At 68.6% G+C, this 25,377-nt stretch carries 20 protein-coding genes and 1 pseudogene; 14 read left to right on the top strand and 7 right to left on the bottom strand.

Going from position 1 to position 25,377, the window contains the following annotated elements; genetic code table 11:
- Positions 1–115 precede the first annotated feature (115 nt).
- Entirely contained in the window at positions 116–1,084 is a 969-nt protein-coding gene (locus BLR41_RS06885; protein ID WP_245693943.1) for a DMT family transporter, read from the bottom strand.
- An 874-nt stretch (positions 1,085–1,958) separates the two neighbouring features.
- Between BLR41_RS06885 and BLR41_RS06880 the strand changes: the two genes are divergently transcribed.
- Positions 1,959–2,648 carry a GntR family transcriptional regulator gene (locus tag BLR41_RS06880; protein WP_092627123.1) on the top strand — a complete coding sequence of 230 codons (690 nt, stop codon included), beginning with the start codon at positions 1,959–1,961 and terminating at the stop codon, positions 2,646–2,648.
- 73 nt (positions 2,649–2,721) lie between these two features.
- Here BLR41_RS06880 and BLR41_RS06875 read toward each other — a convergent pair whose 3' ends face one another.
- Positions 2,722–4,206 (bottom strand): NAD-dependent succinate-semialdehyde dehydrogenase, encoded by a 1,485-nt coding sequence (locus tag BLR41_RS06875; protein WP_092627122.1) that lies wholly within the window; start codon positions 4,204–4,206, stop codon positions 2,722–2,724.
- A 183-nt stretch (positions 4,207–4,389) separates the two neighbouring features.
- Between BLR41_RS06875 and BLR41_RS06870 the strand changes: the two genes are divergently transcribed.
- Positions 4,390–5,496, top strand: a complete 1,107-nt coding sequence (locus tag BLR41_RS06870) for an LCP family protein (RefSeq protein ID WP_092627121.1) — start codon at positions 4,390–4,392, stop codon at positions 5,494–5,496.
- An 88-nt stretch (positions 5,497–5,584) separates the two neighbouring features.
- Here the strand turns inward: BLR41_RS06870 and BLR41_RS06865 are convergent, their stop codons facing one another.
- On the bottom strand, positions 5,585–6,379 hold the full coding sequence (locus BLR41_RS06865; protein ID WP_218119974.1) for a lysozyme: 795 nt from the start codon (positions 6,377–6,379) through the stop codon (positions 5,585–5,587).
- Positions 6,380–6,550: 171 nt separating this feature from the next.
- Here BLR41_RS06865 and BLR41_RS06860 point away from each other — a divergent pair, with 171 nt between their 5' ends.
- From BLR41_RS06860 to BLR41_RS06825, 8 genes are all read left to right on the top strand, one after another.
- Positions 6,551–8,281, top strand: coding sequence for an ABC-ATPase domain-containing protein (locus BLR41_RS06860; protein ID WP_092627120.1), 1,731 nt, complete (start codon positions 6,551–6,553; stop codon positions 8,279–8,281).
- Positions 8,282–8,938: 657 nt separating this feature from the next.
- Entirely contained in the window at positions 8,939–9,604 is a 666-nt protein-coding gene (locus tag BLR41_RS06855; RefSeq protein WP_092627119.1) for a phosphoribosyltransferase, read from the top strand.
- 98 nt (positions 9,605–9,702) lie between these two features.
- Complete coding sequence (locus BLR41_RS06850; protein WP_092627118.1) at positions 9,703–12,132, top strand: ATP-dependent Clp protease ATP-binding subunit; 2,430 nt, start codon at positions 9,703–9,705, stop codon at positions 12,130–12,132.
- Entirely contained in the window at positions 12,129–12,953 is an 825-nt protein-coding gene (locus BLR41_RS06845) for an SAM hydrolase/SAM-dependent halogenase family protein (RefSeq protein WP_092627117.1), read from the top strand. Before BLR41_RS06850 ends, BLR41_RS06845 begins: the two co-directional genes overlap by 4 nt.
- A 104-nt stretch (positions 12,954–13,057) precedes the next feature.
- Positions 13,058–14,050, top strand: a complete 993-nt coding sequence (locus tag BLR41_RS06840) for an SMP-30/gluconolactonase/LRE family protein (RefSeq protein ID WP_092627116.1) — start codon at positions 13,058–13,060, stop codon at positions 14,048–14,050.
- Between the two features lie 342 nt (positions 14,051–14,392).
- Entirely contained in the window at positions 14,393–16,357 is a 1,965-nt protein-coding gene (locus BLR41_RS06835) for an aconitate hydratase (RefSeq protein WP_092627115.1), read from the top strand.
- Between the two features lie 171 nt (positions 16,358–16,528).
- A complete protein-coding gene (locus BLR41_RS06830) occupies positions 16,529–17,020 on the top strand; it encodes an STAS domain-containing protein (protein WP_245693942.1) in 492 nt (163 codons plus the stop codon).
- Between the two features lie 96 nt (positions 17,021–17,116).
- Positions 17,117–17,629, top strand: a complete 513-nt coding sequence (locus tag BLR41_RS06825) for a DinB family protein (RefSeq protein WP_092627114.1) — start codon at positions 17,117–17,119, stop codon at positions 17,627–17,629.
- A gap of 112 nt (positions 17,630–17,741) precedes the next feature.
- Here the strand turns inward: BLR41_RS06825 and BLR41_RS06820 are convergent, their stop codons facing one another.
- Positions 17,742–18,002, bottom strand: coding sequence for a Prokaryotic metallothionein (locus BLR41_RS06820; RefSeq protein ID WP_092627113.1), 261 nt, complete (start codon positions 18,000–18,002; stop codon positions 17,742–17,744).
- Positions 18,003–18,209: 207 nt separating this feature from the next.
- Between BLR41_RS06820 and BLR41_RS06815 the strand changes: the two genes are divergently transcribed.
- Positions 18,210–18,518: a DUF6221 family protein gene (locus BLR41_RS06815; RefSeq protein WP_092627112.1), complete on the top strand. Its 309-nt coding sequence runs from the start codon at positions 18,210–18,212 to the stop codon at positions 18,516–18,518.
- A gap of 127 nt (positions 18,519–18,645) precedes the next feature.
- On the opposite strand, the gene BLR41_RS06810 is transcribed toward BLR41_RS06815, so the two are convergent.
- Together BLR41_RS06810 and BLR41_RS06805 are read right to left on the bottom strand one after the other, a co-directional pair.
- Positions 18,646–19,341 carry an SDR family oxidoreductase gene (locus BLR41_RS06810; RefSeq protein WP_245693941.1) on the bottom strand — a complete coding sequence of 232 codons (696 nt, stop codon included), beginning with the start codon at positions 19,339–19,341 and terminating at the stop codon, positions 18,646–18,648.
- Between the two features lie 183 nt (positions 19,342–19,524).
- Positions 19,525–19,963, bottom strand: a pseudogene (locus BLR41_RS06805) (MerR family transcriptional regulator).
- Positions 19,964–20,056: 93 nt separating this feature from the next.
- On the opposite strand from BLR41_RS06805, the gene BLR41_RS06800 reads away from it, so the two are divergent.
- Both BLR41_RS06800 and BLR41_RS06795 read left to right on the top strand, forming a co-directional pair.
- Entirely contained in the window at positions 20,057–20,794 is a 738-nt protein-coding gene (locus BLR41_RS06800; RefSeq protein WP_092627110.1) for an SDR family oxidoreductase, read from the top strand.
- Between the two features lie 59 nt (positions 20,795–20,853).
- Positions 20,854–22,320, top strand: coding sequence for an MFS transporter (locus tag BLR41_RS06795; protein WP_092627109.1), 1,467 nt, complete (start codon positions 20,854–20,856; stop codon positions 22,318–22,320).
- 809 nt (positions 22,321–23,129) lie between these two features.
- Here the strand turns inward: BLR41_RS06795 and BLR41_RS06790 are convergent.
- Positions 23,130–23,849 (bottom strand): 3-keto-5-aminohexanoate cleavage protein, encoded by a 720-nt coding sequence (locus BLR41_RS06790; RefSeq protein ID WP_092627108.1) that lies wholly within the window; start codon positions 23,847–23,849, stop codon positions 23,130–23,132.
- A gap of 233 nt (positions 23,850–24,082) precedes the next feature.
- Between BLR41_RS06790 and BLR41_RS06785 the strand changes: the two genes are divergently transcribed.
- Complete coding sequence (locus BLR41_RS06785) at positions 24,083–25,069, top strand: malate dehydrogenase (protein WP_092627107.1); 987 nt, start codon at positions 24,083–24,085, stop codon at positions 25,067–25,069.
- The last annotated feature ends 308 nt before the right edge of the window (positions 25,070–25,377 follow it).

Raw genomic sequence — 25,377 nt, 5'->3', positions numbered from 1 at the left:
GTGCGGCTGTCCGTCCCGCGTCGGCGATGTCGGCGCGGGACCGGACTCTCGTGGCCGAACGGCGGCGAGGCCACCCTCGTGCGGCCGCTCCTCAGAGGAGGTTGTCTCGGTTCGGCTACTCAACCCGGTCAGTCCAGGAGTCGCTGTCACACGGCTTCCCGCCGGTGTTCGTGAAGCGGTGGTGGAACGAGCCGGACGCGGAGGCGGCGTAGGCACTGGCGAGTATCAGGGCGCAGCCGAGCAGCTGCGCGGGCGTCGGCCGCTCGCCGAGGACGACAGCGGCCAGGACGAGAGCACCGACCGGGGTCAGCATGAGCAGAGCCGAGCTGACCGTGCTGCTCAACCGGGAGGTCGCCAGGGCGACCAACGACCAGCCGCCGACCTGGCCGCACACCGCGGTCAGAGCCAGCCACCCCAACGCCTCCCAGCCGGGCGTAACGGTGACGCCCCGCCACAGCACTCCACCAATGAGCGAGACGGCGGCTGCCGAGATGAGCACGCCACAGTAGGACCGGAGCACTCCTTCGGTGCGCCCGCCGCGGCGCAGCAGGAACAGGAAACCCGAGTAGCACAACGCGGCGAGGACGGCGTGGACCGTTCCTCGTGCCGGAGCGTCGCCGGATACTCCGGTGCCGAGGACGCCGCCAGTGAGCACGATGCCCGTGGCCATGCAGCCCACGAGAACCGGGAAGGAGCGGCCCAGCCGTTCGCGGTCGATGAGTGAGCTCAACAGCGGAACGATGATCACCTGCGCGTTCACCACCACCGCGGTCACCCCGGCGCCGACCTCGAGGATTGCCTGCGTCCACAACATCGCGTCCGCGGCGAAGAACGCTCCTGCCGCTGCCGCGGCGGCGCGGTTCCGCCACGACAGCCCACCCGTCCGGCGATGTTCACCGCGGGCCAGCGGCCACAGCAACGGCAACGCGAGCGCGCACCGGAAGAACGTGGCAGTGCCCGGTGAGGTACCGGACAGGTCGATGAAAATCCCGGACGTGGCGATGCCGAGCGCGCCCAGAGCGACCGCGGGGCGGGGTCGTGCACGAGCCGCGCGCGAGAGGATCATGTCGGCATCGCGGTCCATGTCCCGACACGATGGTCGTTTGCCGTGTGGTCGAGCAATTCGTTTTCGGGTTGGCGTATCGCGCTCGGTGCGCCGCGCATGTGTCCCGGGCGGAGTGCCGGCTGGTCCGGTGTGGCCTGTACCGAGATCTCGATCCGTTCGTCCGTCACCGGCACACCGTGTCACGGGGGTGGGTGGGGCACCGGTCGGTGTTGCGCGGGGAGCGAATTCGTGTGTTTTCCCGTGGTTTTCTGTTCGGTTTGTGGTTTCGGTGGTGCCCGGCTGTTGCTGGTGCGTGGTGGTTGGTGGGGGTGGGGTTGTGGTTTGTGGCACTCGGTTGTGCTCGGGCCGGTGCGCCCGGTTGTGGAGCATTTCGTGACTGAATGTGAGAAATCTGCTCACGGTAGGTGTTTTCCTCGGGGGTGGGTGCGCTTCGTGGTTAGGGTCTCGGTGACCAAGGGGGTAGCATTGTCAACAATCGGCGTCTTGAGTTGTGATGGTCGGGCGCCGTTGTGCGTGCTCGTTGGGGTGCGCACACGTGAAGGGAGTTTTCGGTGGCGCGTACCGCGAGCGCGAATGCGCTGTTGGCGGCACGCGTGCCTCCGCTGCTCGTGACGAGCGAGGATCGTCCGTCACCGAGACGCCGATCGTGCCGAGACCTGTGCGGAGTGGCGACACGGGCGTGGTGTGTTTTCGCGTTCGGCTGTCGTTGCTGCCGCTGTTTCGGACGCGGATGTGGTGTGTCAAGCGTGTTCACGGGTCTTGTTCGGTCGGTGTTTTCGGTTCCGGCCGTGTGGCCGGTCGGGCTTGTTTCCGGGAGCGCGTCGTCGGCGTGCCGCAGCCGCCCCGCCCCCGCGCTCAGGGGTGGGGACCTCGAATGACGAGAGGGTGCGAGATGTTGGGAGTCGACGAACAGAGCCAGGCCGGGGAGTTGGAACCGGTTCAGCGTAAGTCCACGGCGGCGATCGTCGCCGATCAGTTGCGTTCGGCGATCATGTATGGCTCGTTGGTGCCGGGGAGCCAGTTGGGTGAGGCCGATCTGGCTACGCAGCTGGGTGTCAGCCGTGGGCCGCTGCGGGAGGCGATGCAGCGCCTCGTTCAGGAAGGACTGCTGCACAGTGAACCCCACCGGGGTCTGTTCGTGACCACGATGGAGCCTGAGGACGTCCACGATGTGTATGTCGCGCGGTTGGCGGTCGAGCGCAGCGCGTGCGAGCAGATCGTGCGGCATCACCGGGTGGACGCGGTGGCGGAGCTGACCGGGGCGCACGCCAAGATGGTCGCTGCCGTGGCCAAGGACGACCGTGACGGGCTCACTGAGGCCGATCAGGAGTTTCACGAGACGCTCGTGGCGGCTTCTCGTAGCCCTCGGCTGCAGCGGATGGCGCAGACGTTGTTGGTGGAGAAGCGGATGTGTCTGGCCGCGTTGGTTGACACGTATCCGGCGGATACGCAGGCGTTGGTCGATGAGCACAAGGGGCTGGTGGATGCGATCGAGGCCGGGGACGAGCGGTTGTTGCTGTCGCGGTTGGAGGCGCACATGAACGATGCGTTGCAGCGGTTGACGGCTTCGCTCGAGCAGTAGTTACCCCGGCCCCGTGGGGCGGCCCGTGCCCGGTGACGGACGGTGCCACCCGCGGGGCCGGAATGTGTCGGTGTCACAGTCCGCCGACGGCGATGTATTTGGTTTCCAGGTATTCGTCGATGCCGATTTTGCCGCCTTCACGGCCGATGCCGGATTGTTTGACTCCCCCGAAGGGGGCGGCGGCGTTGGAGACCACGCCCTGGTTGAGTCCGACCATGCCGGTCTGCAGGGCTTCGCTGATGCGCAGCGCGCGCGGCATGTCTCGGGTGTAGGCGTAGCTGACCAGGCCGAATTCGGTGTTGTTGGCCGCGGTGATGGCTTCGTCCTCCTCGGTGAAGGTGCTGATCGGCGCTACGGGGCCGAATACTTCTTCGCTGGTCAGGCGGGCGTTGGGGGGAACATCGGTCAGGACTGTGGGTGGGTAGTAGTAGCCGGGTCCGGATTCGGCTTTGCCGCCGGTGAGTACGCGCGCGCCCTGCTGCACGGCGTCGTCGACGAGTTCGGTGACTTTGTCGAGTTGGGCGGCGTCGATCAGCGGGCCGACTTCGACGTTGTCGCCTGCGCCGCGTCCCAGGCGCAGTGCCCGCATGCGCCGGGTGAGTTTGTCGGTGAATTCCTCGGCGATGTCGCGGTGTAGGTAGAAGCGGTTGGCAGCGGTGCAGGCTTCACCGATGTTGCGCATTTTGGCCAGCATGGCCCCGTCGACGGCGGCGTCGACGTCGGCGTCGTCGAAGACCAGGAACGGGGCGTTGCCGCCGAGTTCCATGGAGGTTTTCAGTACCTGCCGGGCGGATTGTTCGATCAGGGTGCGTCCCACCGGGGTGGAGCCGGTGAAGGTGAGTTTGCGGGCGCGGGGGTCGGTGATCAGCGGGCGCATCACCTCGTCGGCGTGTCGGGCGGTGATGATGTTGAGCACGCCGGGGGGAAGTCCGGCTTCGGTGAGGATCTCGCCCAGTGCCAGCATGGTCAGCGGTGTCTGGTGGGCGGGTTTGATCACCATGGTGCAGCCCGCGGCCACGGCGGGCCCGATTTTTCTGGTGCCCATGGCCATGGGGAAGTTCCAGGGAGTGACCATCAGTGATGGTCCTACTGGTTGGCGGGTGATCAGCATCCGCCCGCTGCCGTTTGGTGAGACGGCGTAGTCGCCGTCGATGCGTACGGCTTCCTCGGCGAACCAGCGGAAGAATTCGGCGGCGTAGGTGACTTCCGCGCGGGATTCGGCCAGGGGTTTGCCCATTTCCAGCGTCATCAGCAGGGACAGGTCCTCGTGTCTGCTGGTGATCGTCTCGAAGGCGCGCCGCAGGATCTCGCCGCGTTGGCGGGGCGGGTGGGCCGCCCAGGAGGGCTGGGCCCGGTCGGCGGCGTCGAGCGCTTGGAGCGCGTCGTCGGCGGTGGCGTCGGGCACGGCGCACAGGGGCGTGGTGGTGGAGGGGTCTTCGACGTCGAAGGTGCGTTGTGCGGTGGCGGACTGCCATGTTCCGTCGATGAGCAGACCGCGGGGCACGCCGTCGAGGACGGTGTTCTCCCTGGGGTGGTGTGGTTGGTCGTCGGCGTTCATGACTTGATGATGCCTGTCGGCGTCGGGGTGGGACAGCCGACGTGGCCGGTGTTGGCGTTCGGTGTCGAACCGGGCGCGTTGCGTGGTGGCTGGTGGGGCTGTGGCTTGTCGGGTGATTCCGGGGTGTCTCTCGGGTGATGGCCCGTTTCGGTGAGGGTGGGGGGCGCGGATAGATTACCGGGCATGAGCGATTGGTCGGCGAAGCAGCCGAACGGGCGGGGCTCGGCGTCCGCTGGGCAGCAGCGGGGCGGATACGACTACTACCGCGCAGGTGGCTCGCGGGGGCAGCGGCAGTCGCCCCGCGGGCATTCCGATGCGGCTTCGACCCCGAAGCGCAGGAAGAAGCGACGGTGGGGCCGCGGGCTCGGGCTCGCACTGCTGCTGGTGGTGCTGCTGCTGGTGGGGCTGGTGGTTTATGTCGACAGTTCGCTGCAACGTAGCGACGCGTTGGCCGACTATCCGGGGCGGGTCGAGGACACGCCCGGAACGAACTGGTTGTTGGTGGGTTCCGACAGCCGTGAGGGTCTCGACGAGTCGCGGCGTGCAGAGCTTTCGGCGGGCGATGCCGGGGGCAGGCGCACCGACACCATGATGCTGATGCACATTCCCGCCGGTGGGGGCAAGCCGGTGTTGGTCAGTCTGCCGCGGGATTCCTCGGTGCCCATCGCCGGGCACGGGCGTAACAAGCTCAACGCGGCGTTCTCGTTCGGTGGGCCGCAGCTGCTGGTGCGCACGGTGGAAACGATCACCGGGGTGCACATGGATCACTACGCCGAGATCGGTCTGGGGGGATTCGCCAATCTGGTCGAGTCGGTCGGTGGGGTCGAGATGTGTCTGGACCAGCCGCTGAACGACCCCAAGGCGGGTGTGAACCTCACCGCCGGGTGTCAGCAGCTCGACGGGTCGCAGGCGTTGGGTTTCGTGCGCAGCCGCGCCTACGCCGAGGGGGATCTGCAGCGGGTGCGCAACCAGCGCAAGCTGCTGGGAGCGTTGATCGACAAGACCACCAGCCCGGCGACGTTGCTCAACCCGTTCCGGATGTTTCCGTTGATCTCGGCCACCGGGGACACGTTCCTACTCGACAACGGTGATCACGTGTGGCATCTGGCGGGGCTGGCCGGGGCGATGGGCGACATTTCCTCCGGTGAGGGACTGTCCGGCACGGTGCCCATCGCCGGGTTCGGCAGGCTCAACGGCCAGTCGGTGGTGCAGTGGGACTCGCAGCGTGCCTCGCGGCTGTTCGAGGCCATCGCCGCCGACCGGGCGGTTTCCGAGCAGATGCTGGGCTAGCACCGGCCACTCCGGGTGGGCACCGGCTGGTGACCGGTGCCCACCCGGGCGGGGGTGCCGGGCCGCGAAGGTCACGGGGACGCGGGTGTCACGGGGCGGCGGTGGCGAACCGTTTCAGCGCGGCCATGTCGCCGTTGAACATGTTCTGGTCGCCGGGAAATGTTCCCTGGTTGTCGTGCTGCCAGATCGCGTGGCTGTCCCAGCCCGCGGGAAGTTCCCCCAGCCGTGGGCCGTACCGCGCCACCCACAGTGGATTGTTGCCCGCGAAGTCCGGGTTGCCCGCGGTGCAGGTGTTCCACCAGTGGCGGGTGGTGTAGATGGCGGGGAAACGCCCGGCCAACGCGCGGTAGGTGTCGCTGAATTCGGCGATCCAGTCGGACATGGCGGTGGGGGAGAGTCCGTAGCAGTCGTCGGGCCCGTACGGGTTGTACTCGATGTCCAGCGCTCCCGGCAGCGTGTGCCCGTCGGGGGACCACCCGCCGCCGTTGGCGACGAAGAACCGGGCCTGTGCGGCCGCGTCGGACAGGTCCGGGCGGCCGAAGTGGTAGGCCCCGCGCAGCATTCCCACGCGCCGCGCCCCCTCGTACTGGGAGGAGAAGCTCGTGCTGCGGAATCCGGTGCCTTCGGTGGCTTTGACGTAGCTGAACCGGGCGCCCTGGTTCCAGGCGGCGGTCCAGTTCACCGTGCCCTGGTGCCCGCTGACGTCCATGCCGGCAACCGTGGCGCCGCGGGCGGGGGAACCGGGGGTGTGGGTGCTCGCCGCGGCCGGTGTGGCCAGTCCCACCACGGTGACAGCGAGCACACTGGCCAGGCGGGCGCCGCGGCGCGGTTTCGTTCCGGGGTGTCGACGTGATCGGTTGGCTGCGGAGCTGACATCGCTCACGACGGTGATCCTCCTCGGTGATTCGGGTGGTGGCGACCCGACGTTCAATCACGCAACGTGTTGCCGTGACCCGGTTGGGAGACTACCGAAAGCGGCAGGTCACACCCCGTCACACGCGCCGGGGCGGACCCGATTGGATATTCACCGTCGGCTCGGGGTACCCATCAGGAGATGACACAACGAGCGAGTAACAATCGTGGCCCGAGTGGGCGTGGCCAACCGGCCGAACCGAGCAACCGAACCGCCCAGGGGCTGCGCGATCAACTCAGATCGATGCACGGCGCCAGCTACGGGCGCTACAAGTCGCTGACCGGAACCTGGTCCTTCGACGGGTTCACCCTGCAGATACAGCGGGTCCAGCCCGACCCCTACGCCCCGGCCAGCCGCTGCGAAGTACGCGTCAGCCCCGAACACGCCGGGTTTCCCCCCGACCTGTGGTCCAGCCCGGCACGAGCCCGCGGGCTCGCCGGGGTGCTGGTCCGCGCGGTGCACCGCCGCCTCAAAGACAGCAAACTCAGCGTCGACGCGGGCAGGCAACAGGTCCTCGACCGCAGTGCCTGCCAGATCGTCGACGGCACCGTGATCCTGCGGCTGGGCATCGACATGCCCGGACGGGGACGCAGCATCGACGGCAAGCAGGCCGAGCAGGCGCTGTGCCGTGATCTGCCCGACACCGTCGAGGCCGCGCTGCGGTGGCACACCGCCGACCAGTCCCGGGTGCGCGAGTTCGTCGACTCCATCGAGGACACCGACGCGCTGCGGCACCAGCTGGCCCCGCACAACCTGGTGGCCTTCGTCGCCGACGGCGCGGTGCTCCCTCGCCGCAGCGGCATCGACGACCGCCCGCTGCAGCAGGCGGTTCCCTTCTCATCTCCGGAATCGCTGCGGGTGGAGTTCGACCTGCCCAACCGGGGACGCGTGTCCGGCATGGGCATCCCCGAAGGCATCAGCCTGATCGTCGGCGGTGGTTTCCACGGCAAGTCCACCCTGCTGCGCGCGCTGGAGCACGGCATCTACGATCATGTTCCCGGCGACGGCAGGGAACTGGTGGTGTGCACCCCCGACACCGTCAAGGTCCGCGCCGAGGACGGCAGGCGCGTGCACCGCGTCGACGTCAGCCCCTTCGTCAGCCACCTGCCCACCGGCTCCGACACCAGCGACTTCTCCACCGACAACGCCTCGGGCTCGACCTCGCAGGCCGCGTCGATCGTCGAGGCCGTCGAGGCGGGTTCGAAGGCGCTGCTGCTGGACGAGGACACCGCCGCGACCAACCTGATGATCCGCGACGCGCGGATGCAGGAACTGGTGGCCAAGGACTCCGAGCCGCTGACCCCGTTTCTGGACCTCATCCGCCCGCTGCACCAGCGCCACGGCGTGTCCACCGTGATGGTCATGGGCGGATCCGGCGACTACATGGACGTCGCCGACCGGGTGCTGATGCTGGACTCCTACCGCTGCTACGAGGTCACCGAACGGGCCCGCTCCCTGGCCACCACCCCCACCGGGCGGCACCGGGAAGCAGAGACGTTCCCCGACACCCGCGCCCGGGTGCCCGACCCCAAGTCGGTGGAGACCGACCGGCCGAAGGTCCGTTCCCGCGGCACCGACGCGTTGACACTGGGCCAGTCCACCGTGGAACTGCGGGCCGTGGAACAGCTGGTCGATCCCAGCCAGGTCACCGGTATCGGCCTGGCCCTGGTCACCTGTGCCCGCTCCGGCATGCTCGACGGCAGCCGCACCGTGCACGAGGTACTCGACGCCTACGACGCCGAAGTCGCCAAACGCGGCATCCACGCCGTCGACGACCGCTATGTCGGCGACTTCGCCGTGCCCCGCCGTTTCGAACTCGCCGCCGCGCTCAACCGGTTGCGCACCCTGCGTGTCGGGGCTTTCCGCGACTAGTGACTTTGGGCAGCGTCCGCTGGTGGTGTGTTCGCCGCGCGCATGTGGGGGAATCGCTCCGGACGTCTCCGAAACGAAGCGGGAAGCACCGGGAGAGGTGCTCGGTGAACGCTTCGCGCCGTTGGTGGCAGAAACAAGGGGGAGAGTCTCGTCCACGGCGGGTCTCTCCCCGGTTTCCCCGGTGCGGGACAGAATTTTCAAGCGGGGTTTCGAGCATTGCCCAAAACGCCGACCTGGCACGCCGGGGAGGTGCTCCCCGCGATTAGACGCGTCGCTTCGACACCTCCAAAACAGGGCCAACGGCTACGGCCACAGCGATCACGAACGACGGAGCCACCAGACCCATAACTCCGTGCTGTGGTGTTCGAAGTGCGTCGATACGGGGACTCGGGGGACACATCCGGTTTGGCCGGGTAACCCGAACCCGGAAGCACGCCGCGGACGATCGCCCGCGAGCCGATCCTTTTCGGAACGCCCCCGGCGCCACGCCGTCGAAGGCGGCACCGATCGACTCGAACACGCTCTGCACCCCTCACATCGGGGCGAGAGCGGAGGCGGTCGGGTTTCTCCCGCCCGCCGAGGTGGGCATCCTGGCAGCAAGGGAGCCGGGGCGTCCACGGCGCCGTATCCCCACCCGCGGCCCGAAGGAGGCCGAGCATGGGCAACCACGATGCCTTCGACAGCGACACGGTCTACACCGACCGCGCCCACGCCGGTCGTGCCCTGGCCGGTCAACTGGCCCACCACCGGCTCGCCGATCCGGTGGTGCTGGGGCTGGCCCGCGGCGGGGTGCCGGTCGCCGCGGAAGTGGCCGCGGCGCTGCACGCCCCGGTGCAGGCCTGCGTGGCCCGCAAGATCGGCGCCCCCGGCCAGCCGGAACTGGCGCTGGGCGCGGTGGCCGCGCAGGGCCCGCCCACCTACGACCAACGGCTGCTGCGGGCCTTCGAGCTCGACGCCGAACAGCTCGACGCCCAGTGCGAACAGCAACGTGCCGAGGCCCGCAGGCAGGAGCGGGCCTACCAGTACGAGGCGCCGGTGGAACTGACCGGCCGCGACGTGATCATCGTCGACGACGGGCTGGCCACCGGCGCCACCGCCCGCGCCGCGATCCGGCGAGTCCGCCAAGCCGACCCGGCCCGTGTCGTGCTGGCCGTGCCGGTCGGCGCTCCCGAGGCAGTGGCGGCGCTGTCCGGCGAGGTCGACCTGCTGGTGTGTCCCAGCAGCCCGAGGACGTTCACCGCGGTGGGGCAGTGGTACCGAGACTTCCGGCCGGTCACCGATGACGAGCTGCACCGGCTGCTGGGCCACGGTGTGCCGGGATAGGCACCACCCGCACACCGTCTCGACGGTATTGGCCAGGATGGACAGCGTGATCAACGTGGGGCCACACCACGACCAGCCATGCCGATCGGGAGTGTGACGTGAGTAGCGGCCGGGCCTTCGAACCGTCACCGGGTGTCGAGTCGCTGCTCGACGAACTGCTGCGTGCCCGGGGGGACGACACGACCAGCGACACCGCCCACCCCGGGCAGGCCGGTGTGCTCGACGAGCAGGCCCGCACGGTGCTGGCCACAGCCGTGCACGCCGCCCGCGACTGGGGCCACACCGCCCTCGACGACACCCACCTGCTGTGGGCACTGACCCAGATCGGGCCCACCGCCTCGATGCTGCGCGAAACCGGGGTGGCGGTGGACCGGCTTGCCCGCAGCCTGCGCACCCTGGCCGGGGCGCACGAGGCCACCGGCGGTTCGACCGACCCGCGTCCCTGGCTGACCAGCGCCGCACGGCACGCCCTGCTGGGCTCTTACCGGCAGGCACGGCACGAGGACGCCGCCCAGCTCGGCACACGGCACCTGCTGCTGGGGGTGGCCACCGACGCCGACTCCGCGGCGGGCCGGGCACTGGCACGGGCGATCGAACAGGGCGAGCAGCACCGCGGCAACCCTGCCGAGCACACCGAGCAGCACCACCACGACACCACGCAGCCCGCCACGCCGTGGCTGGACGAGTTCGGTGTGGACCTGACCGCCCGCGCCGCCGCGGGCGACATCGACCCGGTGACCGGACGTGACCACCAGATCGACCAGATCGTGGAGGTGCTGGCCCGGCGCGGCAAGAACAGCCCCGTGCTGCTGGGGGAGGCCGGGGTGGGCAAAACCGCCATCGTGGAAGGACTTGCCCACCGCATCAGCACCAACACCGCGCCGCCGCTGCTGGCGGGCCGTCGACTGGTCTCCCTCGACGTCACCGGCATCGTCGCCGGAGCGCAACACCGGGGGGACTTCGAGCGGCGGCTGCGGGAACTGCTCCGCGAAGTCACCGAACACCGCCAGGACCTGATCGTGTTCGTCGACGAGATCCACGTGCTGATCGGGACCGGAGCCGGCGACGGCGCGCTGGACGCGGCCACCGTGGTCAAACCCGCCCTGGCACGCGGTGAACTTCCCCTGATCGGCGCCACCACCACCGAGGAATACCGCAGGCACATCGAAAAGGACCCGGCCCTGGAACGACGGTTCCACCCCGTGAGGGTGCCCGAACCCACGGTGGCCGAGACCACCGCGATCCTGCGGGGAATGCGGCAGCGCTACCAGCAGCACCACCGCGTCCGCATCGACGAAGAGGCGCTGCGGCACGCCGCCGAGCTGGCCGAGCGCCACATCCCCGAACGCTTCCTGCCCGACAAGGCCGTCGACGTGCTCGACCAGGCCTGCGCACGACTGCGGCTGCGGCACGACCGCGAACCCACCGGCACCGCCCGGCCGCTGCTGGGAACCGACACCGTCACCGAGGTCGTCGCCGACCGCACCGGCCTACCGTTGACCGAACTGGGCACCACCGAACGCGTCAAACTCCGCGAACTCGACGCCCGACTGTCCGAACGCGTCATCGGCCAACCACAGGCCACCCGCACCGTCGCCGACGCCATCCGCCGCGCCCGCACCGGCCTGTCCGACCCGGACCGCCCGTTGTGCAGCTTCGTGTTCACCGGCCCCACCGGGGTGGGCAAAACGGAGCTGGCGCGGGCGCTGGCGGCCGCGCTGTTCTCCGACAGCGACCGCACGGTGCGGTTCGACATGGGCGAATTCCAGGAGAAGCACAGCGTGGCACGCCTGATCGGAGCCCCGCCCGGCTATCTCGGCCACGACGAACCCGGCCAGCTCACCAACAGCATCCGCACCCACCCCTACAGCGTGCTGCTGCTCGACGAGATCGAAAAAGCCCACCCCGACATCCTCAACACACTGCTGCAGGTACTCGACGCGGGCAGACTCACCGACTCCAACGGCACCACCGTGGACTTCAGCAACACCGTGGTCATCATGACCTCCAACATCGGAGCCGAGCAGGCACTGCGCGCCGCCGAGCCCGACCAGCCCCCGTTCGACCCCGTGGCCGCGCTCAGCGCGCGGCTGCGGCCGGAGTTCGTCAACCGCATCGACGAGATCGTGCCGTTCGAACCGCTGGCCACCGACGCGCTGGTCGACATCGCGCGGTCGCTGCTGGAGCACACCCGGCAGCGGGTGCACACCCGGGGGATGCGGCTGGAGATCACCGAACGGGCGGTGCGCTGGCTCGTGCACCGCGGTGAACACCGCGAGTTCGGGGCGCGGCAACTGCGGCGGGTCATCGAACGGCAACTGCACAACCGCATCGCCGCCCTGCTGACCGAGCACCCCGCACCGGAAGGGCGGACCGTGCACGTCGACCTCGACGAGCAGGACACGCTCACCGTGCGGCTGGGCGGGGCGCAGCAGCACGCCGACGAGGACCGCCGCGCCGAGCCGCGCCGAGAGCCCACCCCGGTCACTGCCCCAGCAGGCGGCGACGGTGCCACGATGGAACCATGAGCGATCAGCCGCGCCACCCGTGGATCTCGTTTACCACCGACTACGGCACCGCCGACGGGTTCGTCGCCGCCTGCCGAGGAGTGCTGGCCCGGCACGCCCCGGGGGTGTCTGTTCTCGACATCAGCCACCACATTCCCCCGCAGGCGATCACCGCCGCCTCAGCGGTGCTGACTCAGACCGTGCCCTACCTACCCACCGCGGTGCACCTGGTCGTCATCGACCCCGGTGTGGGAACCACTCGGCGCGGCATCGCGCTGGAAACCAGCTCCGGCAGTCTGCTCGTCGGGCCGGACAACGGGGTGCTGCTCGCCCCGGCGGAGCGGCTCGGCGGGATCACCACCGCCGTGGAACTGGCCGAACCGGACTGGTGGCTTCCCGAGGTCTCGGCCACTTTCCACGGCCGCGACATCTTCGCCCCCGTGGCCGCGGCCGCCGCGCTGGGCGCCGACATCCGGGCGGCGGGCCCCGCGCTGACGCCCGCCCAACTCGTGCCCGCCCCCACAGCCCACTCCAGCCGCCACGGCCGGAACGTGCGGGCACAGGTGATCACCATCGACCACTTCGGCAACCTGCAGCTGGCGCTGCCCGCGGCGCAGGCCCCCTGGCACCACGGCGAGCCGCTGCTGATCACCACCCCCACCGGCCGGTTCACCGCCCGGTTCGGCCGCACCTTCGGCGACGTCGCCGAAGGCGACTGCCTGGTGCTGGCCGACTCGGCCGGGCACCTGGCCGTGGCCGTCAACACCGCCTCGGCAGCCGCCCGGCTCGAGACCACCCGCGACCAGATCCTCGACATCACTCCCGCCGAACGGGACACGTAATCTCCCCGGAACCCACCCCGATCCTCGTCGACATCGCCGCGTCACCCAACGGCAGCGGCCTCGTTGTCCCCGCACGGACACCGCCCACACACCGGGAGCCGACCATGCCCACCGGGATCCGCCCCCGCGGGTGGCACCCACCCCGAGCCCGTCGCACCCAGCCACGGGGACTCGCCGCGCCCCGCCTGCTGCCGGTCAACGGCCTCGGCCCCGAAGACGTCGTGCTCGACGAACACGGCCGCATCATCACCGGCGTCGACGACGGCCGCCTGCTCGCACTGGACCAGGACGGGCGGCAGCTGCGGGTGCTGGCCCACACCGGCGGCCGCCCGCTGGGCATCGAAACGCTGCCCGACGGGGCGCTGCTGGTCTGCGACGCCGAACGCGGCCTGCTACGCATCGACCCGCGGCACGGACACGTCCACACCCTGCTCGCCCCCGGCGGGCCGGGGCGGCCGGCGCTGTGCAACAACGCCGCGGTGGCCACCGACGGCACCGTGTACTTCAGCGACTCCTCCCGCCGGTTCCCATTATCGCGGTGGCGGCACGACCTCATGGAACACTCGGGCACCGGCCGGTTGTGGCGCCTGCCGCCGGGCGGGCCCGCCGAGGTGCTGCTCGACGGGCTGCAGTTCGCCAACGGGGTGGCGCTGACCCCCGACGAGTCCAGCGTGGTGGTCGCCGAAACCGGCGCCTACCGGCTACGTCGCGTGACACTGACCGGGCCCCACGCGGGCAGCAGCGACACGCTGCTGTCGGCGATGGCCGGTTTCCCCGACAACATCTCCACCGGCACCGACGGGCTGATCTGGATAACCCAGGCCGCGGCACGCAGCCGCCTGCTCGACACCGCCCACACCCACGCCCCGGTGCTGCTGCGCCTGGCCACCGCGCTCCCGCAACCACTGCAGCCGCAACCAGCCGAAACGCTGTGGCTGCTGGCCGTGGACACCCACGGGCGGGTGGTGCACGAACTCGCCGCGCCGGTGGACGGTTTCGGGATGGTCACCGGCGTGCGCCGACACCGGGACACGCTCTACCTGGGCAGCCTGACCAGCCGCGCGGTGGCGATCCTCCCGCTGCCGGGCGAGCTCTAGCTCGCCGGACGGAAGGGATCCACCACCGAAACGCCACGTGACCTCATGGTTTCGGGGTCTCGGTTCCCGCCGAGCGGGCGACTCGTTCGGCCAGCACGAGGACCGCCAAGGCATCACGCCTGATCCTCCGCCGCTTGCGGGCCGGTGACCGCCCCACCGGCCGCAGGAGCCACCAACCACTGCACCGTCTTCCCACCCCCGGACAGCGCCGCGAGCGTGCTGCCCGGCTGATCGTTTCAACCTCACCCGCGTCGGGTAACCCGAACACGGCCCACCCGGGCCGAGCCCCACCAAGGGCACCGGCACCCGGTGAGCACGCGATCACGAAAGGGGACACCCGCCGTGCCCGCACACACCCTGGCGCACAAACTCATCGCCGCACACCTCGTCGACGGCCACATGAGCCCCGGCCACGAGGTGGCGCTGTCCATCGACCAGACCCTGACCCAGGACGCCACCGGCACACTGGTCATGCAGGAACTGGAATCGCTGGGGCTGCGGCGCGCCCGCACCGAGGTCAGCGTGCAGTACGTCGACCACAACCTGCTGCAGACCGACGAGAAAAACGCCGAGGACCACGAATTCCTCCGCACCGCCGCGCAGCGCTACGGACTGTGGTACTCCAAACCCGGCAACGGCGTGTCCCACCCCACCCACATGCAGCGTTTCGGCGTGCCGGGCAAATCCATGGTCGGCTCCGACTCGCACACCTGCGCCGCCGGCTCGCTGGGCATGCTCGCCATCGGGGTGGGCGGGCTCGAGGTCGCCCTGGCCATCGCCGGCGAACCCCTGCGCATCCGCATGCCCGAAATCTGGGGCGTGCGTCTGACCGGACAACTTCCCCCCTGGGTCTCGGCCAAGGACGTCATCCTGGAAATGCTGCGCCGCCACACCGTCAAAGGTGGGGTGGACCGCATCATCGAATACCACGGCCCGGGCCTGGCCGACCTGTCGGCCATGGACCGCCACGTCATCGCCAACATGGGCGCCGAACTCGGCGCCACCACCACCGTCTTCCCCGCCGACGAGGCCGTGCGGCGGTTCCTGCGCGCCGAAGGGCGCGAACACGACTTCACCGAGCTGGCCGCCGACCCCGACGCCGCCTACGACCTCACCGACGAGATCGACCTGACCGGCCTGCAGCCACTGATCGCCCAACCCTCCGCACCCGACAACGTCGTCCCGGTCAGCGCCGTCGCGGGCCGTGAGGTCAGCCAAACCGTGGTCGGGTCCTCGGCCAACCCCGGGCTGCGCGACTTCGCCGTCGTCGCCCGCATGCTGCGCGGCCGCTCCACCAACGACGCGGTCAGCGTCGACATCAACCCCACATCCCGAGAGATCCTGCAGGACCTGGCACGCTCCGGCGCCGTCGCCGACCTGATCAGGGCGGGAGCACGCATCCACCAGTCCGGCTGCATGGGCTGCATCGGCATGGGCCAAGCCCCAGCGGTGGGGCAGAACTCGCTACGGACGTTTCCCCGCAACTTCCCCGGCCGCTCCGGCACCCCCGAGGACTCGGTGTGGCTGTGCTCACCGGAAACCGCCGCGGCCGCCGCGCTGACCGGCACCATCACCGACCCCCGGGAACTGGCCGAGCGGCTGGGCCTCACCGACGACACCGTCGAAGAACCCGAACACAGCGCTGTCAACACCGCCATGCTGCTGGCACCACCCGCAGAAACCGAGGCGCTGCGCACCCAGCCCGTCAAAGGCCCCAACATCTCCGCACTCCCGGACCTGTCACCGCCACCGCAGCACCTCGAAACGACCGTGCTGCTCAAAACCGGCGACAACGTCTCCACCGACGAGATCTCACCCGCCGGTGCGTACGCACTACCACTGCGGTCCAACATCCCGGCACTGGCGGAGTTCACCTTCACCCGACTCGACCCCGACTACCCCCAGCGGGCCCGCCAACACCACCAGCACGCGGTGATCGGCGGCGACAACTACGGCCAGGGCTCCTCCCGCGAACACGCCGCCATCACACCCCGCCACCTGGGGCTACGCCTGGTGGTGGCCAAATCCTTCGCCCGGATCCACTGGCAGAACCTGATCAACTTCGGCATCCTGCCGCTGGAATTCACCGACCCGGCCGACTACGACAACACCGACCACGGCGACGTGCTCCGCCTCGACGGACTGCACCGGCAACTGGCCGAGCAGCACACCCTGACCCTGCACAACACCACCCGCGGCACCGACTACCGGGTCGAGCACCGACTGTCCCCACGACAGGTCGAGGCCGTACTGGCCGGCGGGATCATCCCCATGCTCGCCGCAGCCACCCCACACCGCGACGCCTGACCCACATGTATCCGCCGACCCAGCGGCACAGCGGTTGTAGCACCACCGATGGTGCCACTACGGTGGGAACCACATCTGGCGAAAAGTAGTCAAAGCGCGACACGGTGTAACCACGCGGCGCGCCGTGCCCGCCACCCTCCTCGCCACTCGGCGGACGCCGCAGGAGGAAACGTGATCGTTTCTCGACCCACCCCACAATCGGTCCACGGCGACCAGCCCGACCCCGCCCCGGCGAGCCCGCCACAGCCGACCGTGCCCACCAGACGAGCCGGCGAGGGAGAACTCGCACAGGGCCAACACCGGCTCGACCCGGCACTGCGCATGTCGGTGCAACGCCCGGCCCCCAGGGTGGTGGTGGTGAGCATGAACGGAGACATCGACCTCGCCGCGGCACCCCGAGTCACCGAACTCATCCGGCAACGTCTCACCGCCGCGGCCCTGCGAACACTGATCGTGGATCTGAGCATGGTCTCGTTCATCGACACCACCGGGGCCGAACTGCTCCTCAAAGCCCAACGCCGCGCCGACCAACGCGGCATCGACATGCACGTGGTCCCCGGGCAGGGCTGCGTGGCCCGACTGCTCGACCTCACCGGCCTCCACGCCGCCCTGAACTGCCACGACAGCATCCACACCGCGCTGGCACACGCCCGCGAGCAGTAGCCGACTCACTCACACATCGTCACACCAAACGCCGGAGCAAACGCACCGATCCAGTCTGAAAAGTGAAACTCTCACACAAGGTGCGATAATCAGCCGGTGAGTAACATCGAACGCCCCGCGCCGCCCCTCGACGCCGACGAACGCAGCGCCCTCGAAGGCTGGCTCGACTTCCAACGCGCCACCCTCGCCCGAAAATGCGAAGGACTGGACGACACCCAGGCGGCCACCCCCGCCGTCGCACCTTCCGAACTCACCCTGACCGGTCTCGTCCAGCACATGACCGAAGTGGAACGCACCTGGTTCCGCCGGATCCTGGCCGCCGAGGAACTGGCGCCCACCCACACCGGGCAGGCACGAGCCGACGGAACCGACGGCGGATTCGAACTGGCCGAACACGCCACCCTGCACGAGGCCCTGACGACGTGGCACACCGAGGTTGAACACGCCCGTCGTAGCTGCCGCGAGTACTCGTTGACCGACACCGGCGACCTCGGCGGCCAGAACGTCAACCTTCGCTGGATCTACATACACATGATCGAGGAGTACGCCCGCCACAACGGCCATGCCGACCTGCTGCGGGAACGCCTCGACGGCACCACCGGCATCTAACCGCAGCCGGCACGAAGCAACCGCCACACCGAACCGATGTCCGGGAGAGACCCGCCGGGCTCACCCGGACATCAGCACCGAAACCGACCGGGCCGACCTCCGTCAGGCCCGCTCAGCCCGGATGGGCCCCCACCGCGTCCCGCAACTGGTCGGCCATCGACGCACCCGCCTGCCGCGCACAATGCGCGCAGCAGAAGAACTGCCCCGAATCCTCCACACCGTGCCCGAGCACGCGGCACCCACAGTGCTCACAGTGCGGGGCCAACCGGTGCGCCGCGCACTCGAACGAGTCGAACACGTGCACCTGATCACCCGCCGTGCGCACCTCGAACGTCATCCAGTAGTCATTGCCACAAACCTCACACGTCGCCATGACGCCCCCTCGAAACCAACGGTCGTAACAACCACAGCATGCGGCCACCCCCTGATCACGGCAACCACACACGCCGATACCCAGCGCATTCGTGCCCCGAGCGAGCGCACCACACCCGAACCCGCCCCGGTCCATGATCGACAATGAGGCCCGTGGCCGCACCACGAACGGGACGGCCGAAGCCAGGACCAGACGAGGAGGGCGATCGTGGACCGGTTCCGGGAATTCCTGCGCACGCAGATCCTGCACGACCTGGAACGCCTCACCGACGCCCGACGCGACGGCGAAGCGGGCACCACCACCTGCCCCACCGCCCGCATCACCCGCGGATTCCGCGAATGCGAACTCAAAGCCCGCATCCTCGACCAGCACCGACACTGCGGCACCGGCCACGGCCCCTGCGACGCCCTCAACACCTCGTTCCCCCACGAGGACGAACGCGGCTGCCTCACCCGAGCACTACTCGGACTGCCCTACAACGACCGCCCCGGCTACCACCACCGCTGGCGCCCCTGAAAACCGATCGCAGAACAACCTGAGCCCCCCGGTCACGTTTCCCACCTGCCGTTGGACAGCTGAGCCGCGAGACCGACGAACAAAAAGGTCCCCTCCGCTGGTGATCCCCAAGGCCATCGGGTGGTCATCATGGGATATCGGGACGGGGTGGCTCGGGTTGTTGGCCGGTGGCGAGGCGTGTGGCGGCGGCGACGACGGCGTCCTGCCACTCGGCCGGGACCACAGCGAACGTCCCGTCCTCGATCGTGTCCAGCGCCCGCGCAGCCACATCAGAAGGATCGACACCTTCACCTGACATACCGGTCGCGACGAGAGCGGGGCAGACCATGCTCACTCCGATCGGAGTGCCGGCCAGCGCCATGGCAGCGTGTTCGGCGACGGCGCGAACAGCGTGTTTCGAAGGACCGTAGGCACCCCCGCCGGGAAAGGTCACCGCACCGGCCAACGAGCCAGTGATCAGAACGTGGGCGGGGTGGTTAGCGGCCAGTAACCGAGGCACGAACGCACGCAACCCGTTGACAACACCCCCCACGTTGACCGCGAACACCCGGTCCCAGTCCTCGGGCGCCACCTCCCACGGCGCTCCGAGATCACGGCCCACGACGCCGGCATTGAGGCACACCAGCCGAGCATCCTCGGCAACCCGAGCGAGCGCCTCCACCTCCTCCGGCACGGCGACGTCGGTGGGAACCGCTCGCGCCCCCAGCGACTCCGAAACATCGCGCAAAGCACCGGAATCCGCATCGGCGAGCACGAGATCCGTTCCCCGCCCGGCCAACTCCCGCGCCAACGCGCGTCCGATCCCGCTACCGGCACCGGTCACCACAGCCCTCATACCGTCCACGCATCGAAGCCTACTGATCACAACACCCACCGCCACACCGACAGTCGGTACATCCTCGACGGTGGGCGGCGAAACGATAGGGACCACACGGGAAAACCACCACCGAGCACGGCCGAGACGAACAACGAGTTCTGGCGGAGACACACAGCAGGGGAGGAGCGGTCACGCACCCCGCTCCGACACGCTCGGATCCCAAACGCCGCGAGCCGTCCCCTCACTGAGGTGTCCCTCGTAAACCCCCACCTTCCACGTGATCAACTCCAGACATTCCTCCAACTCGGCAAGCTGCCCCCGCACGTGCTCCCGGTGCCGACGCAGCAGATCCAGCCGCTGCTCCTCGTTACCGGGCCCCTCACGCACCAACGCGGCGAAAGCACGCAGCTCCACCAACGGCATCCCCGACGCACGAAGCCGAGTGCAGATGCGCAACCACTCCACATCCTCCCGCCCGTAGACCCGATTACCCCCCCGAAGAACGACGAACAGCCGACAACAACAACTCCTGCCGCTCGTAGAACCGCAACGTATGCACGCTCAAACCGGTCCGCTCGGCCACCTCACCGATGCTCATCCCCGCGGCCGCGTCATTTCCCCGAGTCATCACCGACACGTTAAGCCTTGATCTAGAGCGCACTACAGCTCCTACCGTCAGCTCCGAACGAGCACCGCTCGGAAAACGACCCCAGGAGAAACAATGGCCAGGTTCACGGGCAAACGAGTACTGATCACCGGAGGAACCAGCGGCATCGGACTGGCCGGCGCCCACCGCATCACCGACGAGGACGGTCAACTGGTCATAACCGGAACGAATCAGCAACGACTCACAGCCACCCGCCAAGCACTGCCCCTGGCACGAGTTCTGCACAACGACACCACCGACCCCAACTCGACGGACGCACTCGCCTCACACGCCGCCGAACTCGGCGGACTCGACGGATTGTGGCTCAACGCGGGCTACGCCGACGTCCGCGACATCGACGAAATCGACGCCGACTTCTTCGACCGAATGATGCGCACCAACGTGCGCGGCCCGGCCCTGCAGCTGGCCCGACTGGCCGAAAACCTCAACGACGGCGCATCCGTCGTGATCACCTCCTCCACAGCCACCTACGAAGGAGCCGGTGCCGCCAGCGTCTACGCCGCCACCAAAGGCGCCCTCGTGGCCATGGCACGCGGCTGGGCCACCGCACTGGCCGAACGGGGAATCCGCGTCAACGTTCTCGTCCCAGGCGCGATCGACACCGCCTTCCGCGACTTCATGAGCAACGAAACCCGAAAAGAATTCGAACGCGACGTCGTCAGCCGCGTCCCCCTCAACCGCATCGGCACCGCCGAGGAAGCCGCCGCGGTCGCCCTCTTCCTGCTCTCCGACGACGCCACCTACATCACCGCCAGCCAGTACATCGTCGACGGAGGACTGGCAAAACGATAGGGACCACATGGCGTGACAACACCCCGGCCGAAACCGCCCACAACGGTTATCCTCACCCGATGAGCGCTCACCGCGCCGACGAGCCCGTGCCACTGCGCTCCGCACCAGGACGATGGATCATCCTCGCCACCATGCTCGGTTCCGGAGTGGCCTTCCTGGACGGCTCGGTGGTCAACGTCGCGCTGCCCGCCATCAGCCGCGACATCGGCGGCACTTTCGCCCTGCTGCAGTGGGTGCTCGACGCCTACCTGCTGACACTGAGCTCCCTGTTGCTGCTGGGAGGAGCACTCGGGGACCGATACGGCCGCAGGCGCGTCTTCAGCGTCGGACTGGTGCTGTTCACCCTGGCCTCACTGGGCTGCGGGCTGGCGAGCGGGGGAGCGGAACTGATCACGGCACGACTGGTGCAGGGCATCGGTGGTGCACTACTGGTTCCGGGCAGCCTCGCCCTGATCAACGCCTCCATCAGCCAGGACGACCGCGGTAAAGCCGTCGGCACATGGGCGGGACTGACCGGCATCGCCGCCGCGATCGGACCTTTCGTGGGTGGCTGGCTGGTCGACACCGCCTCCTGGCGCTGGGTGTTCCTCATCAACCTTCCCATCGCCGCGATCGCCCTGCTGGTCACCCGGCGCCATGTCCCCGAGACCCGCGATCCCGACATCTCGGGGCCGCCCGACCTCGCCGGCGCGGCGGCGGTCACGCTCGGGCTGGCCGGTGCCGTGTACGCGCTGATCGAAGCCCCCGCACACGGCTGGAACCCGATCACCGTGCTCGCGGCGCTCGTCGGGACGGCGGGGCTGCTCGCCTTCCCCTTCATCGAGGCGAGGCAGTCCGCACCGTTGCTTCCGCTGTCGCTGTTCCGCTCGCGCCAGTTCGTCGGGGCCAACCTCACCACGTTCACCGTCTACGGCGCTCTGAGTTCGGCGTTGTTCCTGCTGTCGTTGCAGCTGCAGCAGACGCTCGACTACTCGGCTACGGCAGCGGGACTCGCCACGTTGCCGATCACCCTGGTCATGCTGCTGCTGTCCAGCAGAATGGGAGCACTGGCGCAGCGGATCGGTCCGCGGTGGCCGATGACCATCGGCCCGCTGGTGTGTGCCTGTGGGCTCGTGCTGATGACGCGTGTGACGCCCGGAACGTCCTATCCGGCCACCGTGCTTCCGGCTGTGCTGATCTTCGGTCTCGGACTGTCGGTCACCGTCGCACCACTGACCTCGGCCGTGCTGGCCTCGGTGGGACGCGAACATGGCGGTGTCGCTTCCGGCGTCAACAACGCCATCTCACGGGTGGCCGGACTGCTGGCGGTGGCAGTGCTGCCACCACTGGCGGGGCTGTCCGGCCTCGCCGCGGGGCAACCGCTGGGGCAGGGGTACGGGACAGCCATGTTCATCTCGGCGGGGTTGTGCGTGGCGGGGGCCGTGACAGCAGCCGTCGGCATCGAAAACACCTGCCGGGTAAGTCCGCTGCCGTTGCCCGCGGTGAACCATGCTTGCCAGGATCCGTGCACCCGGAACGCTCGGTGAGCACGTCACGGGCAGCGTCGGCGTGGAAGTCGAGACACAAAATGATGGATAATATTTGTTATCCACGTTTCACGGGAGCGAACGAGGACGAACATCTGGCGGAGTGGGGACGTGTCGACGTGCCTCGGTCGGCACCGGCACGAGCACCGGTGACACGCACCGGTTTTCGCCGCACGAGACACCGTCATCACGGTGACGGATTCGCACGTCTCGTCGCCGTGTCCGTGCCGAGATCGTCGTCCCGGTCCGACAGGTGGCGGAAACCCCTCGGGAGTCATTCCGCGGCCCTGATGATCCACAGGGTCGACCACGGCAAGCAGCGTTCAGCACGTGCGGCGCACCGCAAGAGAACTGTCTCCAGCGGAGAGCGGAAGAACGCCGGGTCGTCACCGGAACCACCGGACACGCCGGGTACAGCTTTAGCCGATAATACACATTATGTTAAGTAATGGATTTCGCAGTGGCGGGTCCGCTCTCCTCCCGAGCTGCGCCCTCCGAGCTGCGCCCTGTCCTGTACGGGCCCGGGAAAGCAGGTAGAGCGCCGATGCGTGGTTCGTGGCCGTGCTCTTCGGAACCCGCGGTGCGGTCTACTGCTCGTCGGTCTCTTTCGACAGGACGAGGACCGCTTCCGGCGCCACCCCTCGAGACTTCTCGATCCGCTGCGAGAACGATTGTCCGGTTGTGGTGCCTGTCCGTTGTAGAACAGTGCGATCCCCTCGAGCGCGACGTGCGGGGCGGTGATCCGGAAACGCGGTACTACTGCTCCCCTGCCCTGCGACGAGTCCCTGCGACGAGTCGTGCCGTGGGGGTCAGCCACGTGCTGTTCTGATGTGTAGTGCGGCGGTGACGAGTTGGGCGTTGTCGTCGGCGATGGCGCCGTCGGGAAGCAGCAGGGTGTCTTCCAGCCCGATTCGGGTGTGCAGGCCCTGTTGCTCGGCGAGGCGCAGTACCGGCCAGGCGCCCGCTGCCCTGCCGTGCAGCAGGATGGGTGTGCCGGTGGGACGGATCCGCGCCAGCAGGGTTTCGGCGGTGACCGTCGCACCCGTGGTGGTGGGGTCGTCGATCTCGGCGAGAATGCGGAGGGCATGCTCGCGGTGGTGCCATTGGGCGAAGTGTTCGCTCGCATCGGTTCCGGAGTGGAGGCCTGCTTCGATGCCGATCCCGCGTTTCAGCAGTGCCTGGGCGATTCGTTCGGCGTCGGGTTCGTGCCAGTCGACCGAGGCGTGGTCCGGGAGGACGGTCCAACTCGCGATGGCGTCGAGTCGGGAGGGCGTGTCGGGGGTGGTCCAGGCGGTGGTGGGGATTCCCACTGCGATGCCGGGGGCGGCGGCCCGGACCGCGTTGACGGCGGCGGCCACCGTGGTGGCGTCGAGGCTGTCGGCGCCGTCGTGGGTTTTGGGGTGCACGTGGATGTCCTCGGCACCCGCGGCGACGCTGTGTGCTGCGGCCGCGGCGAGGTCCGGTGGTTGCACGGGTAAGTGGTGGTGTTCCCGAATGCCCCGGGCACCGTTGAGGCAGACCTGCAGCATGAGTTCATTCTGCTGGATCGTGGGGTGTGGCGAAACACGGCGCGTGGCGGGTGGTGAGTGTGACGGGGTGTGATGATCGTGTGGTCGGACTGTTGTGCGGGGGTTTCGGCTGAATCGGTTTCGTTTCGATGTGACCGGTGGGTGGGGTGTGATCCGTGGCGGGGGCGCCTGGTTCGTGGCGTTCGGGTGGATAGCATCGCTTCGGCAATACCCGGCGACCAGGAGAGAACTCCATGACTCGTTCCCCCGTTACCGTCACTGTCACCGGCGCTGCTGGTCAGATCGGTTACGCATTGCTGTTTCGGATCGCGTCCGGTCAGCTCATCGGTCCGGATACCCCGATCAATCTCAGGTTGTTGGAGATTCCGCAGGCGGTCAAGGCCGCTGAGGGGACGGCGATGGAGCTGACCGACTGCGCGTTCCCGTTGCTGCGCAGTATCGAGGTCACCGATGATACGCAGCGTGCCTTCGAGGGCACCAACATTGCCTTGCTGGTGGGCGCTCGCCCCCGTTCGCAGGGAATGGAGCGTGGTGATCTGCTCGAGGCCAATGGTGGCATCTTCAAACCGCAGGGTGAGGCCATCAATGCCAACGCGGCCGATGATGTGCGGGTCCTGGTCGTGGGCAATCCGGCGAACACGAACGCGTTGATCGCCCAGGCCCATGCTCCGGATGTTCCTGCGGAGCGTTTCACGGCGATGACCAGGTTGGATCACAATCGTGCGTTGGCGCAGTTGGCGCTCAAGCTGGGTGTGGGTGTCGACGAGATCCGTAGGTTGGCGATCTGGGGTAACCATTCGGCGACGCAGTACCCGGATCTGTTCCACGCGGAGGTGGGCGGCAAGATCGCCGCGGAGCAGGTCGAGCGGCAGTGGATGAGTGAGGAGTTCATCCCGACCGTTGCCAAGCGTGGTGCGGCGATCATCGAGGCTCGTGGGGCTTCCTCGGCGGCGTCGGCCGCAAACGCGGCCATCGATCACGTGCACACCTGGGTCAACGGCACGGCCGAGGGCGACTGGACGTCGGCGGGTGTGGTTTCCGACGGTTCCTATGGTGTGCCGGAGGGATTGATTTCGTCCTTCCCGGTGACCGCTCGGGATGGGCGTTACGAGATCGTTCGGGGGCTCGACATCGACGAGTTCTCCCGTCCGCGTATCGACGCCTCGGTGCAGGAGTTGGTCGACGAGCGGGAGACCGTGCGCGGGCTGGGCCTGGTCTGAGCTGTTCGTGCGGTGTGCGGGGCCGGTGGTTGCGGATGTTTCCACCGGCCCCGCCTGTCTGTCCCGCCTGTCTGTCGGGGCGGTTCGCCAGGCTCGACGGGTGTGCCGTGCGAGTAGGTAATTCTTGGCGGGGTGGTCGAGTTGTGGAATTTCCCGCCTTCCCGTTGCGTGTCGGGTGAAGTCGCCGCGGAACAGGGCCGGTGGAGGCGCGACGGGTACGACTTCGGGGCCGTGTACGAGAACGGTGCGATGAGGCCTCGGACGGGAATGTCTAATTCGGGTCAAGTGGGGCCGGGTTTTTTCGGCGG

The sequence above is a fragment of the Actinopolyspora mzabensis genome, assembly GCF_900101095.1.
Lineage (GTDB): Bacteria > Actinomycetota > Actinomycetes > Mycobacteriales > Pseudonocardiaceae > Actinopolyspora > Actinopolyspora mzabensis.
Note: the sequence above shows the minus strand (reverse complement) of the source record. Positions and strands in the feature narration are given on the sequence as shown.

Excerpts from the sequence above, each read along its gene's own strand:
- BLR41_RS06885 (WP_245693943.1), bottom strand. The coding sequence starts at position 1,084 with ATGGACCGCGATGCCGACATGATCCTCTCGCGCGCGGCTCGTGCACGA.
- BLR41_RS06880 (WP_092627123.1), top strand. The coding sequence starts at position 1,959 with ATGTTGGGAGTCGACGAACAGAGCCAGGCCGGGGAGTTGGAACCGGTT.
- BLR41_RS06875 (WP_092627122.1), bottom strand. The coding sequence starts at position 4,206 with ATGAACGCCGACGACCAACCACACCACCCCAGGGAGAACACCGTCCTC.
- BLR41_RS06870 (WP_092627121.1), top strand. The coding sequence starts at position 4,390 with ATGAGCGATTGGTCGGCGAAGCAGCCGAACGGGCGGGGCTCGGCGTCC.
- BLR41_RS06860 (WP_092627120.1), top strand. The coding sequence starts at position 6,551 with ATGACACAACGAGCGAGTAACAATCGTGGCCCGAGTGGGCGTGGCCAA.
- BLR41_RS06855 (WP_092627119.1), top strand. The coding sequence starts at position 8,939 with ATGGGCAACCACGATGCCTTCGACAGCGACACGGTCTACACCGACCGC.
- BLR41_RS06845 (WP_092627117.1), top strand. The coding sequence starts at position 12,129 with ATGAGCGATCAGCCGCGCCACCCGTGGATCTCGTTTACCACCGACTAC.
- BLR41_RS06840 (WP_092627116.1), top strand. The coding sequence starts at position 13,058 with ATGCCCACCGGGATCCGCCCCCGCGGGTGGCACCCACCCCGAGCCCGT.
- BLR41_RS06820 (WP_092627113.1), bottom strand. The coding sequence starts at position 18,002 with ATGGCGACGTGTGAGGTTTGTGGCAATGACTACTGGATGACGTTCGAG.
- BLR41_RS06800 (WP_092627110.1), top strand. The coding sequence starts at position 20,057 with ATGGCCAGGTTCACGGGCAAACGAGTACTGATCACCGGAGGAACCAGC.
- BLR41_RS06795 (WP_092627109.1), top strand. The coding sequence starts at position 20,854 with ATGAGCGCTCACCGCGCCGACGAGCCCGTGCCACTGCGCTCCGCACCA.
- BLR41_RS06790 (WP_092627108.1), bottom strand. The coding sequence starts at position 23,849 with ATGCTGCAGGTCTGCCTCAACGGTGCCCGGGGCATTCGGGAACACCAC.
- BLR41_RS06785 (WP_092627107.1), top strand. The coding sequence starts at position 24,083 with ATGACTCGTTCCCCCGTTACCGTCACTGTCACCGGCGCTGCTGGTCAG.